Consider the following 12,857-nt stretch of genomic DNA (forward strand, 5'->3'; position numbering starts at 1 on the left):
ATCAAAATGCATAAGGTACAATTAAGATACAAATTGAAAAGTAAACAATTATAATAAGGATGTTCTGCATTTTTAACGTCACCGGAAATACAAACCGCAACTTGAAAATAGGTCAATTTCTTTAGATTCTGCATAAAATGATTTGTAAATATCCCGTAAGGGTCACAAATAAAAAGCTCCAAATCAATAATTTAGAGCTTTTTATTTGGGTTTTTACTATTTAACCAGCTTTTATCTATAATAGTTGCTATCTGTAAATACTTAGTGACCGTCAAATTCCCTGCGGTTGTAAAAAGCGTCATCATCACTATCAAAGCCAGAGCCAGGATCATTTTCAGGATAATAGGACTTCATTACTCTTCTTTCATAATCCCTGTCAAAATTATGCTGCCTGTTATATCGGCTTGTGTTTCTAAATGTATCATATCCAATACTGTTAGCCATAACAATTTTCGTATCCTTATTTATGTTTACAGATCCAATTGGTATGATAATATGGCTGTCTCCTTCTTTATAGACAAACTCCTTTCCATTGTCGTTTGCTATAACATCATGCACTTCATTGCGGTCATCTAGTAATCCTTTATCTAATTTCACATCCAGGTAGACCACACGCTTCATATCTTTATTAACCCAGAGATTATCAATTTTGCCAATTGTATGGTTATCAGCGTCTACGATCTTCCATCCTCTTACATCAGAATAATTTGAAGCAATTTTATAATCAGATAATTCGTCCAGTCTGTATAAGTTTTTGTCTTTGTTTTCCATAATTTTTATAGTTTTCCATAATTTTTATAAATAATATTATATACTGTTTTTCTTTCGGGTACTTCAGGAAACTAAATTTTCCTTAATACGTGAAAGAACAATATTGTCCCACTATTTTTCGGTTATTTTCTATTGTGCACTTGTAGTGTTTTCGATTTCTACGCTGTTTTCACTGTTAGCTTCATGATCTTTTACAAAGATGTAGTATACAAGTGCTCCGATTATTAGTACTGCTACAATCCATGGCCATATAGGTTTCTTTTTCTCAATTTTAATTTCTGCCATAATTATTTTTTTTTTTGATTATAAAATAGTTTTAAAACACTATTAAAGATACAAATGAGAAGAGACTAAGAAGTATTTAATTTCGGCAGGATGTTACACAATTCCCAGTAGATAGGTATAGAAGATTGCGTGGAACCCTATGCAGATATCTTAACACCAATTATCTATGCTATGAAAGATTGGGGGTTAAATCACAAGAAGAAAATTTTCCACAAAGTGACTAGCTAAAATTGCCATAATTTTGAAAAAGCGAAAGCATCTACAATCAAGTTTTTTGAAGGCTATTTATTTGAAGTAGTACTTTTTAACATTTTAACCACCTAAGTATTTTTTATCAAAATAGTTTTATATCTCAAAACTATATCGTAATATTGCAATATAAAAATAAAACAATGGGAGCTACAAAAACAGATCACTTTACAGGCAGTCAAAACGAGCTTGCGGTTTTAGCTAAGGCTTTAGGCCATCCGGCCCGAATCGCTATTATGGAACACCTGCTAAAAGTAGATACCTGTATCTGCGGAGATATAGTCAATGAATTACCGCTATCGCAGCCGACAGTATCACAGCATCTTAAGGAACTTAAAAATGCCGGTTTAATAAAAGGAAGTATTGATGGTAACTCTATTTGTTATTGTATTAATGAACCGGGATTAGAAAAAATAAAAGGCTTTTTCGAACATATCACTGCTCATTTACAAAAAAAGAGAAACGAATGCTGTTAAATTAATCAATATAGAAATCAGAAAACTATTAGATACAGATTGATCACTTATCAATTAAGTATTAATTAATTACAAAAGATTATGGTAAAAATAACTCAATAAATATTTATTACTGTATTGTAAAAACTTTTAAAACACATACATTATGAAACTTTCAGAAATTAAAGAAGTACTAAAAACAGTAGAAGCTGTAAATTTTGAATTGCCAAACGGAAATTTTGTTCCAGAATATTTCCATGTAACAGAAGTTGGTTTAATCACAAAAAACTTTATTGACTGCGGAGGAACTGTAAGAAAAGAAACCGTTGTTAACTTTCAGCTTTGGGATGCTAATGATTATGAGCATAGACTTAAGCCACAAAAACTGATTCATATTATTGAACTTTCAGAAAAGGTTCTGGGTATTGAAGATTATGAAATTGAAGTTGAATATCAAGATACTACAATTGGTAAATATGACTTAGGGTTTAACGGTAAAAACTTCATTCTGCTTAATAAACAGACTGCTTGTCTTGCTCAGAAACAATGCGGAATACCGTCAGATAAATCTAAGGTAAAATTATCACAGTTAAATGCTGATAGCTCAAATTCATGCGCACCTGGCTCAGGCTGTTGCTAATTTCTAAATGACCATTAAAAATCTATTATAAATACCAGACAAAAACTATGTTATTTACTGACATTAAAAACACCATTAATTCATTTGATTATAATCAGGTCTCGCAAGAACGCAAAACTATACTACAGCCATTGGTTGATTATATTCAAAACAAAGTTGATAATAAACAGAGCATAAGACTAAATTTAATCTGCACACACAATTCCAGAAGAAGTCACTTGTCACAGGTTTGGGCACAGACTGCCGCTGCCAATTATAACATACAAAATGTTTCCTGCTATTCAGGAGGCACAGAGGCTACTGCCCTATTTCCGATGGTAGCCAAAACGCTGCAGCATTCCGGATTTAAAGTTAAAGCTATTTCAGAAGGCCAAAACCCGGTTTATTCTATAAAATTTGCATCAAATGAACTCCCGGTTATCGGCTTTTCTAAAGCCTATGATGATGATTTTAATCCTGAGAGTGAATTTGCTGCTATAATGACCTGCTCACAGGCTGACGTTGGCTGTCCTTTTATTGCAGGTGCGGAAAAACGTATTCCAATAACCTTTGAAGATCCAAAAGTTTCAGATGGTACATCAGAGCAAAAAAACGTATATCTGGAGCGAAGTCTTCAAATTGGAACTGAAATGTTTTATGTATTCTCACAAATCAAACAATAAAAATGTCAGCAAATAACTGTGCGCCTGCCATAGGACGCAAGAAACTAGGATTCCCGGATCAATTTTTAACGCTTTGGATCTTCCTGGCTATGGCTCTTGGTGTAGCAATTGGTTATTTCATACCCTCCAGCGGTAATTTTATTAACTCCTTTTCAAGTGGAACAACCAATATCCCTTTGGCTATAGGACTGATACTTATGATGTACCCACCTTTGGCAAAAGTGAAATACGAACAGATGGCGCAAGTTTTTAGAAACACTAAAATTCTAGGAGCTTCACTATTTCTAAATTGGATTGTCGGTCCTATATTAATGTTTTCTCTGGCTTTGCTTTTTTTAAATGGCTATCCTGAATATATGATCGGCGTGATCCTAATAGGTTTAGCGCGCTGTATCGCCATGGTTGTAGTTTGGAATGATTTGGCAGATGGAAACAGGGAATATGCTGCTGGTCTTATTGCCCTTAATAGTATTTTTCAGGTATTACTTTACAGCGTATATGCTTATATTTTTATTACTATTCTTCCACCCTATTTTGGCTATAATGGTTTTGAAGTAAATATCAGTATTGGTCAGATTGCCGAGAGTGTCGGGATATATTTAGGAATTCCTTTCGCACTTGGAATCATAAGCCGTTATGCTCTTATTGCATTGAAAGGCTCAGAATGGTTTGAAACTAAATATGTACCTTTTATTTCTCCTATTACACTAATATCATTGCTTTTTACCATCATTGTGATGTTTAGTCTTAAGGGAAAACTGATTGTTCAAATTCCTATGGATGTTGTACGCATAGCAATACCACTTGTAATTTACTTTACTATAATGTTTATCATCAGCTTTTTTGTTGGAAAATACTTCGGAGCTGACTATTCAAAAACAACAGCAATAGCTTTTACGGCTACAGGAAACAATTTCGAACTTGCAATTGCTGTAGCGATTAGTGTCTTTGGCATAAACAGTGGTCAGGCATTTGCAGGAGTTATAGGCCCTTTGGTAGAAGTGCCAGCGCTTATTGCATTAGTTAATGTTGCTTTTTGGTTTCGAAAAAAATATTACGGTTCTCAAACTGTGCAAGAATAAAACTTTCGATATTTTATAATGTGCATACTTAAAAAAATTTAACTTCAGCAATCAAATATTGAAATATAATCAATTTATCAAAATCCCTGTTTAGTGTGCTTTTCTAAGATATTCATCAAATGCTTTATCAGGATCTGATGTTGCATATTCATTTTCTGGTTCCGGAATTACGTGAATTTTTGAATCCTGTAAAGATACAATGGCAGAACACACATATACGCCAATTTTTCCGTCACTGTATTTGAAATCCAATAAGGTTAATTTTACCACTTCGTTTATAGAAAGCTCATAATAATTGCCATGACGAATTATTTTAAAATAGATCTCCTTAGTGTCTACAATTTCAAACTGATTGGCTTGAATATTTTCAAAAATGAAATTGTTCTTGACATCTTTTTCATTAAATCCCCAAGCCCGGAATTGAACATATCCATTCACAAAATCAATTGATATATAATAGGCCGTTCCTTCCTCATCACATTCAATTACAAATCCTGTTTTTCCCATTCCTTCAACAGCCAGAGTTCCTTCCCAGACAAAATCATTAGAAGGTTTTTCAAAACAAAAAACTTCATAACCACTTCTGCATCCAAAGCGCCATTTACTTTCATGCTCTAAAACAAAATTTGCCGAAGGATTACATAAAATAGGTAACGGAATTGGTAAATTTTTCTGAAGAATAGTTCGCTGATAAATGCTTTCCCAACGATGATAGGTCTTTAATAAAAGCCTGCCACTAGTATCGACATCAAGCTGTTTTGGAGGCGGAATAACACGATGTGTATTCACATTTCCGCCCACAAAATAAAAATTGTAAATCAGGTAATAATCACCCTCTTTTACTATTCTGGCAGCATAATTTCCCTGAGGCATCAAAACATTATTATGAAAAGCGTGGTATTCGCCCTTAAAATCAGGAGAAAACCAATATCTCACTTTGATATCTTCCCTAATGGAACCCAGCAAATAATGCATTCCTTTTATTTCGACCACACACGGACATTCAACATCGTCATATACGTAAGGCACGTGCAAAGGTTTTTGAAGTACAAAACCATTTTCACCTCTTTTGGCAACTCCAATACAGCCTCTTCTATAAATGGGACCAACGGCGCTTCGGGCACAAATCAATAAATAATCTTCTCCTTCAAAATGGTATTTATACGGGTCCCTGAAACTAATCCATTCACGGGGGTTATTGGCAGAACTTTCATAATAGGGCGCCTGACTTTTTAAAGGAAGGCCGTAATCATTTTCTTTTGTCCAATGAATCAGGTCTGGCGAAACCGCCCTTCCTACTTTTTGCATTATTCCTTTGTCCCTGCGTTTGAGGCCGGTATAATACATCTCGTACCCTTCTCCTTCAGAGTTTTTACTAACATGCATGGTCCATAACATATCATCATCCCATTGGCCGGGATCTCCTACAAACAAAGCATTTTTTACTCTTCTCCAGGAAAGACCGTCCCGTGAGACTGCGTGTGCAATATAATCGTGATTGGGAATAATTAAATGAAATAAATGATGTACTCCGTTTTCATCAATAAAAACATCAACATCGCCTATTTCCCAACTGCTAAAACCTGATCCTGAATACATATTATTTAATTATTTTATAATGTTTTAATCCTTCTAAAATACCCGAAGAAGCGGCGCTTTTTGCCACAAAAATACTTTTACCTGTTTGATAATGATTTAATTCTACGCTTCGGTTTCCTACGATAATGCCCTTAATAGCACCTCTGAACATATCAATATCATTGCCTGAATCGCCCGCTGCAATTACATTGGATAATGGAATCGACCATTTGCGGCATAAAAATTTAATAGCATTTCCTTTTGAAGCCCTTTTGGGAATAAAATCCAGAAATTGTCCGTGACTTGGAATAATATTGATTTTATACCATCCTTTGCCTAAAACGGCAACCAACTCATCATAATTATATTTTTCCTGATCATAATAATACGAGATTTTAAAAGGATTTTGAGCTTCGTCTTCCTGTAATCTTATCCACGGAATCGCTTTTAAGCGGCTTTCTACATCCTCTCTTTTCCATCGTCCTGACAAAAATACAGACCATCCTTTGTCTAAAATATAATCTTTGCCGTTTGTGTAATAAATTTCGGTTCCGACCGAGCAAATAATAAAATCAGGCACAGGAAACTGCTCTTCGTCAATAACCTTCTTTACCAGTCTCAGATTTCTTCCTGATGCCATGGCAAAAGCCATTTTTTCGGTACGATTGATTAAATGTGTTTTTAACTCTTTTAATCCCGGATTGTTTAATTTAGGTTCTATCAAGGTTCCGTCAATATCTGAAACCAGTAAATTTTCAACTTTTCTTTTTAATCGCGAAATATTAATGTTGGGATAATGCTGGTTTTTGATTCCTGCTCCGGAAGAAAGCGACAAATTCTCGTTAATCAGATCGACATACTGGTTGACATGACTTAACCAACTGTAATGTTTTTGAATATTGATAGCGCCATTATTCGAAAAATATTTCCACTGATTTTCATCAGTTAATATAGTTCGTAAAGCCTTTTTGATTTCATTGACATCCAGTGGATCAACTAAAATTCCGTTCTGGCAGGTTGGAATAATCTCTGATGGTCCCCCATTTTTGGTTACCACAACCGGTAAACCTGAACTGGCAGATTCTATAACGGTTAAACCGAAATTTTCATGCAGGGTTAAATTCACAAAAACACCTCTTTTCTCAGCTGCGTAACGATAAATAATCGAAACCTCATTTTCGACGTCGTGCTTTTTGGGAATTGCCATTTTTCCGTACAAATCATACTTATCCATAGACAAAAGCAAATCTGTCAGTACCTCTTTTTCAGATTCCGGCATTCTTGTAATGTCTTTTCGGATGCCTGCAAAAATAACCAGATTAGCCATGCTTTGCAGCTCTTTGTCTTTCCCATAAACATCAATAAGCGTATGCAGATTTTTATGACGGTCAGGCCTCGAAAGCGCCAATATAAAAGGCTTATGCGGATTGGTTAAAAATTTAGAAATAGTTTCGGCTACCCAATATTTCCTTTGTTCCTCTTCCATCTGTTTCACTGGGTCCTGTTCAAGATGATAGTAAGGAACAAATTTTCGGGTGTCAATACCAGGCGAAATGGCGTGGTATTTCCCTAAACCAAAATTTTTATACGGTTTATAAGTTTCAATTTCCTGCTCTGTCGAAGTAATAATAAACTCTGATAATTCAAGTGTTTTTTCTTCAGCGGCAATTCTGGCTGTAAACTTAAATTTCTTCTCCAGCTCTTCTTCCGGAATACCGCTTTCCAGCAGTTTTTTCCTTTTATGAAACCCTAAGGAATGTCCGGTATGGGCAAACGGAATATTTAAAATGGTCGATAATTCACTGGCCACATATCCTGCATCACCGTAGTGAGAATGAATCCAATTGGGAAATATATCATGAAACTTAATGTGCTGCACTACTCCTGTTACAAAAGTGTCCAGACCTTCCCATAATTGTTCTTTAGGTTTGTATTTTCTACCTAAAAAAGGGATTCTTCTTATATCTAATTTTTCATTGACAGCTTCAACCGGCACTGCATATTCTGGAGAAAGATTGGGATCATCAATTAGTCTTGTAAATAAATCAACGTGTTCTACCGCATCATGCTGAGATAAAAATTCAGCAAGTTCAAAAACATATTTAGTCTGTCCTCCATTATCCGCATCCCGACCAATCTCAAGTCCTGAACCTTTCAAAAGTCCATGAATGTTGATTAATGAAATTCGTAATTTTGTCATCTTTTTTCTTTATTCATTATAATTTTTAAGGTACAAAAAAATAAAGCAAATCAGCCTAAAAATAAAAAAAACGTATTTACAAGCTGCCCAAAAATGAAAAAATGCGAAAAAGTTACTACTTTAAGTTTTGTAACAAAATCATGATGCAAGAGCTCTTTAAAAATTTTTAACTCAGTATTTGTAAGGGTTACAGGGTTTAGGTTCGAATATATAAAGTGATACTTTTAACAGGACTTTACGGAAAGAGGAGCTTACTGGATTTTTAAGAAAACTATAAACAAAGATCTATTTTTACATTTAAAGAAAGTTAAATCAGTATTTTGAATATAAAGAGGCATATGAAAAATTTATAAAGGAAGGTGCAATTGGTAAGGTTGTTTTTAATTTATAGCTATTGTAGTAGATTCAACAAACATTTAGTGAAAACTACCATTTTTAACTATGCATTGACGCGATATTGCAACGGAGTAAGTCCTGTCTTTTGTTTAAATAATCTTGTAAAATGCTGCTGATATTTAAAACCTAATTCATAAGCAATATCGCTCACAGATTTTTCGTGATCAAATAATATTGCTTTTGCTTCTTCAATTAATTTTGACTGAATGTAATCTAAAGCTGTACTTCCGGTTTCTTTTTTTATAAGGTCTCCGAAATAATTAGCGGAGAGAAACAATTGCTCAGCACAATAGGTTACTGAAGGAAGCCCTAAAGTCTTAGACTTACCCGAAGTAAAATAATCCTTCAGCAGATTTTCAAAACGAATCAGTATATCTTTATTTACATGATTTCTGGTTATAAACTGCCTGTCATAATAGCGCATACAATAATTTAATAAAAGCTCTATATTAGAAACAATAAGTGTTTTACTATGCTTGTCAATATTTTGGTCAATTTCAGTCAGGATTTTTTCAAAACAATCATTGATAGCTTTTCTTTCTTTTTTAGATAAATGCAATGCTTCATTTACTTCATAAGAGAAAAAAGAATAGTCCTTGATTTGTTTCGCAAGACTTGTTCCGGCAAGCAAATCAGGGTGAAAAACAAGCGCTTTGCCCCACGGCTTAATAATTTCATTCCTGCCATCAATTCCATAAATCTGACCCGGTGAAATAAAAACCAGCGTACCATCCTCATAATCATAAGACTGGCATCCATAACGCATATCGCCACATTTTATATATTTCAAAAAAACACAATAAACGCCCATATATCTTTTAAAATACTGGTACGTCGGTATTTCATCAAAATTGACAACACTAACAAGAGGATGCAAAGTCTCTGCTCCTACTGAATCATTGTATTGCTTAATGGTTTCAATTCTATCAATTCGTTCCATAACCAAATGTTTATACAAATTTAGTAAACAGACTAGTGCAATTAACAATCCGTATTCAAAATCAGTAAAAATGGTAAATACATCTGTATTTTGTATAAAATCAGGTCCTTTACAATCCCGAAATTTGTAATAGTTAAAAATAGAGGATTGATAATGGTTCTTTAAGTAAAGTTCTCAAACTGTTTAATTTTTAAATCAACATTGCTATGATAAAAAAGAAATTTCGACTCTCTCTACATATATTCACTTTCTGCTTAATTTTCAATACAATGACTGCACAAAACAACGATAAAAAAGATCAAACCTTAAATACACATCAGCAAAGTATGTCTGCCATTGCCGCACTTACGGCTACGGGCAATTTAGAACAATTGAAACCATCCATAAATACTGGTCTTGACGCTGGACTTACCATAAATGAAATAAAAGAAGCTCTGATACAGCTTTATGCCTATTGCGGATTTCCACGGAGCTTGAATGCTATCAACACACTAATGGCGGTTCTGGAAGAAAGAAAATCTCAGGGTATAAAAGATACTGTAGGCAAAGATGCTTCTGAAACACCAGTGACTGACAAATACAAATCAGGAAAAGAGAATCTTCAAAAATTAACAACTAAAGAAGAAACTGGTCCAAAAACAGGTGCCGCCGCTTTTGCTCCTGTAATAGATACTTTTTTAAAAGAACATTTGTTTGCAGATATTTTTAATCGTGATGTGCTGAATTTCCGTAAAAGAGAGTTTGTTACCATCTCAGCACTAGCTGCAATGCCAGGAGTCGAGCCCCAGCTGCAAGCACATCTGTTTATGGGTAAAAATACCGGAATAACAGATGCCCAACTTTTGGAACTTACTGCTATTATCGAAAAGACAGCAGGAAAAACACAAGCCAATGTTTTAAGAAATGCCATTGGTCAGCCTGTTACACCAATTATTGAACCTGATATGCTCGTGAGAATTTCTGAAATCGAAATTATTCCGGAATATTTAGAAGAATACAAAACGATACTTCAAAAAGAATCTTCAGAATCAGTAAAACTTGAAGCAGGAGTCATTGCGATTTATCCTATGTCACAAAAAGAAAACCCTGCGCAGATTAGGATAATAGAGATATACACTAATCAAAAAGCCTATAAATCTCATTTGCAAACACCCCATTTTCAGCATTATAAAACCACAACTTTAAAAATGGTAAAATCATTAAAACTAGTAGATATGACTGCCTTAGATCCTGAAATGATGCAACTTATTTTTGAAAAAACAGGAAAGTAATTCTAATAAGAAGCAAGCCAATGGATTCAAATGATTTTAAAGCATTTAAGATTGAAAATCTGGATACTTACACTCCCTCTTTTGGCAGAAAAGATCTTTATCGGATATGTTTAGTCGATGGGAAAAGTACGGTACATTTTAGAGATAAAAGTATTACCATTAACGGGATGTATCTGTTTTTTGGTAATATAAACACTCCATATTCATGGGAGGCAGAATCAGAACAAAATGGCTACAGCTGTCTTTTTACTGAAAATTTCCTGAAGGTCGCCGGATATTTTGATAACACAGAACTGCTTTCTGTTTTTAACATAGAAAAAGTTCCTGTATATGAAGTCATTGAAGATAAGGAAAAAGCTAATATTCAGTTTATTTTCGAAAGAATCCTGGAAGAAAGCAACGGGCAGTATATAAAAAGAAAAGATATGGTTCGCAATTTTATAAGCATATTAATTCATGAAGCACTAAAGCTAAATATTGACGAAAACAACCCTGGAAATTTCAACAGCAAAAAAGCCTCAGAAAGAATCTCTTCCAAATTCTTAAATCTGCTGAATGAACAATTTCCCATAGAGGATAAAAATCGCATTCTGTCCTACAAAACAGCTACCGATTTTGCGCGCCAATTGAGTATTCATCCCAATTACCTAAACCGTTTGGTAAAGAAAGAAACCGGAAAAACAATTTTAAAAATTATAAATGAAAGAATTGTAACAGAGGCTAAAATTTTATTGCTTCATACGGATTGGAGCATTACAGAAATAGCCTGCACTTTGGGTTTTGAATATACCTCTTATTTTGATAATGTTTTTAAAAGAACAACTGGTTTGAGTCCAAAATCATTTCGCAAAACAAACTAATATTTAATACTGAATTAAAAACAATTTATACCTAAACAAATGTCTCACTCAACTTTTAAAATTATAACTACAGAAGAGCATTTTGCTCTTAAGGAAATTTCACAACAAGTAATGAAGTTTAATACCTCAAAAAGTACTTTTAACGCATCATCTAGCCAGGTACAAAAAGAACTAATGTCAATTGCCCTGCCTACTACCGATATAATAGAAGATGTAGCAGCACTCCGAATTAAATTTATGGATGACAGCGGTATAGACATGCAGATACTTTCATATGGGCCAGGGAGTCCGCAGAATATTACAGATAAAATTTTAGCTTTAGATTTGTGTAAGCAGGCCAACAATGAATTAGCACGATTGATCAAAATATACCCAACCAGATTTTCCGGATTAGCAGTCTTACCCATGGCAGATCCTATAGCAGCAAGCGAAGAACTGGAAAGGTCAGTAAACTTATTAGGTCTAAAAGGTGCTATGCTCTCCGGAACGTATAATGGACGTTTTTTTGATCATCCTGAATTTCTACCTGTTTTTTATAAAGCACAAGAGCTTAATATACCTCTTTACATGCATCCTGCCCCCATATCAGAAAATATTGCAAGTTCCTATTATCAAAGTGATCAGTGGCCGGCTATTGCTGGGGCAATGTTTGCCGGTGCAGGTTATGGATGGCATTTAGATTCCGGTATTGGAATTATAAGACTAATTATTTCAGGCATCTTCGACAAGCTCCCTGCGCTTAAGCTTATATCTGGCCATTGGGGTGAGATGGTTCCGTTTTACTTAAATCGCTTAGATGATCAGCTTGGTAAAACTTTAAAATTAGATCGAAAAATTTCTGAATATTATAAAAACAGTATTTACATCACCCCAAGCGGGCTTTTTTCTGAAGCACAGTTACAATTTGCCATTTCAGAACTCGGATCCGACCGGATTCTTTATTCTGGCGATTATCCATTTTTGATAGATAAAAATACAAGAAGCTTTCTTGAAAATGCCTCTATATCAAATGAAGATAAAGAAAAAATTGGCTACAAAAACGCAGAAAGCCTTTTTCATCTCTAATACTACATTAACTATTCTAGTTTGAAATACTTCTATTTTGAGAACAAAAATGGTTTGAAATTCATAAATATCGGTATAAATATTCTTAACAAATTACCTGTAGTACATTATAATTTTGCTATATAACTAAATAATAAAAGAAAATGAATAGAATATTAGTAAACACTGTTTTAGGCAAAGTCGAAAACATTGAAGAGATTTTACCTCAAGAATTTGCTGTTGTTGCAACTTGGAAAGAAGAAGGAGTTTTAGCACACATTTTTATAAAAGAAGCTATGGGAGGTGCTGTTCTCGTTTTTAATGAAACTAATCAGGACAAAGTACAAAAACTGCTGACCCAATTACCGCTTTACAAACATTTTAAAAAAATAGAATACACACTGTTAAACCAACAATTTTAATC

Annotated in this window: 13 protein-coding genes; 8 read left to right on the plus strand and 5 right to left on the minus strand. The window is 34.1% G+C overall.

Features of this window, described 5'->3' with window-relative positions:
- Nucleotides 1-261: 261 nt before the first annotated feature.
- Together ASC72_RS14220 and ASC72_RS24255 are read right to left on the minus strand one after the other, a co-directional pair.
- Complete coding sequence (locus tag ASC72_RS14220; RefSeq protein ID WP_056191815.1) at nucleotides 262-771, minus strand: PRC-barrel domain-containing protein; 510 nt, start codon at nucleotides 769-771, stop codon at nucleotides 262-264.
- A gap of 129 nt (nucleotides 772-900) precedes the next feature.
- Nucleotides 901-1,056, minus strand: a complete 156-nt coding sequence (locus tag ASC72_RS24255; protein ID WP_198528500.1) for a hypothetical protein — start codon at nucleotides 1,054-1,056, stop codon at nucleotides 901-903.
- 392 nt (nucleotides 1,057-1,448) lie between these two features.
- Here ASC72_RS24255 and ASC72_RS14225 point away from each other — a divergent pair, with 392 nt between their 5' ends.
- The 4 genes from ASC72_RS14225 to arsB all read left to right on the plus strand — a co-directional run bounded on the left by ASC72_RS14225 (nucleotide 1,449) and on the right by arsB (nucleotide 4,144).
- Nucleotides 1,449-1,781, plus strand: a complete 333-nt coding sequence (locus ASC72_RS14225) for a helix-turn-helix transcriptional regulator (protein WP_056191817.1) — start codon at nucleotides 1,449-1,451, stop codon at nucleotides 1,779-1,781.
- 145 nt (nucleotides 1,782-1,926) lie between these two features.
- Nucleotides 1,927-2,400: a DUF6428 family protein gene (locus tag ASC72_RS14230; RefSeq protein WP_056191819.1), complete on the plus strand. Its 474-nt coding sequence runs from the start codon at nucleotides 1,927-1,929 to the stop codon at nucleotides 2,398-2,400.
- A 47-nt stretch (nucleotides 2,401-2,447) separates the two neighbouring features.
- Nucleotides 2,448-3,062, plus strand: a complete 615-nt coding sequence (locus ASC72_RS14235) for a low molecular weight phosphatase family protein (protein ID WP_056191821.1) — start codon at nucleotides 2,448-2,450, stop codon at nucleotides 3,060-3,062.
- A gap of 2 nt (nucleotides 3,063-3,064) precedes the next feature.
- Nucleotides 3,065-4,144 carry an ACR3 family arsenite efflux transporter gene (arsB, locus tag ASC72_RS14240; RefSeq protein ID WP_056191823.1) on the plus strand — a complete coding sequence of 360 codons (1,080 nt, stop codon included), beginning with the start codon at nucleotides 3,065-3,067 and terminating at the stop codon, nucleotides 4,142-4,144.
- 90 nt (nucleotides 4,145-4,234) lie between these two features.
- On the opposite strand, the gene ASC72_RS14245 is transcribed toward arsB, so the two are convergent.
- From ASC72_RS14245 to ASC72_RS14255, 3 genes are all read right to left on the minus strand, one after another.
- Entirely contained in the window at nucleotides 4,235-5,743 is a 1,509-nt protein-coding gene (locus ASC72_RS14245; protein ID WP_056191825.1) for a glycosyl hydrolase family 32, read from the minus strand.
- Between the two features lies 1 nt (nucleotide 5,744).
- The gene (locus tag ASC72_RS14250; RefSeq protein WP_056191827.1) at nucleotides 5,745-7,922 is read right to left on the minus strand and encodes an HAD-IIB family hydrolase; all 2,178 of its coding nucleotides are present in this window, start codon (nucleotides 7,920-7,922) and stop codon (nucleotides 5,745-5,747) included.
- A 439-nt stretch (nucleotides 7,923-8,361) separates the two neighbouring features.
- Nucleotides 8,362-9,258: an AraC family transcriptional regulator gene (locus ASC72_RS14255; RefSeq protein WP_056191830.1), complete on the minus strand. Its 897-nt coding sequence runs from the start codon at nucleotides 9,256-9,258 to the stop codon at nucleotides 8,362-8,364.
- 269 nt (nucleotides 9,259-9,527) lie between these two features.
- Here ASC72_RS14255 and ASC72_RS24530 point away from each other — a divergent pair, with 269 nt between their 5' ends.
- The 4 genes from ASC72_RS24530 to ASC72_RS14275 all read left to right on the plus strand — a co-directional run bounded on the left by ASC72_RS24530 (nucleotide 9,528) and on the right by ASC72_RS14275 (nucleotide 12,855).
- The gene (locus tag ASC72_RS24530; RefSeq protein ID WP_241775706.1) at nucleotides 9,528-10,529 is read left to right on the plus strand and encodes a carboxymuconolactone decarboxylase family protein; all 1,002 of its coding nucleotides are present in this window, start codon (nucleotides 9,528-9,530) and stop codon (nucleotides 10,527-10,529) included.
- A 20-nt stretch (nucleotides 10,530-10,549) separates the two neighbouring features.
- On the plus strand, nucleotides 10,550-11,389 hold the full coding sequence (locus tag ASC72_RS14265) for an AraC family transcriptional regulator (RefSeq protein WP_056191832.1): 840 nt from the start codon (nucleotides 10,550-10,552) through the stop codon (nucleotides 11,387-11,389).
- 39 nt (nucleotides 11,390-11,428) lie between these two features.
- Nucleotides 11,429-12,454, plus strand: a complete 1,026-nt coding sequence (locus ASC72_RS14270; protein ID WP_082564308.1) for an amidohydrolase family protein — start codon at nucleotides 11,429-11,431, stop codon at nucleotides 12,452-12,454.
- A 143-nt stretch (nucleotides 12,455-12,597) separates the two neighbouring features.
- The gene (locus ASC72_RS14275; RefSeq protein WP_056191834.1) at nucleotides 12,598-12,855 is read left to right on the plus strand and encodes a hypothetical protein; all 258 of its coding nucleotides are present in this window, start codon (nucleotides 12,598-12,600) and stop codon (nucleotides 12,853-12,855) included.
- Nucleotides 12,856-12,857: the final 2 nt, after the last annotated feature.

The sequence above is a fragment of the Flavobacterium sp. Root420 genome (genome assembly GCF_001427905.1).
Taxonomy (GTDB): Bacteria; Bacteroidota; Bacteroidia; order Flavobacteriales; family Flavobacteriaceae; genus Flavobacterium.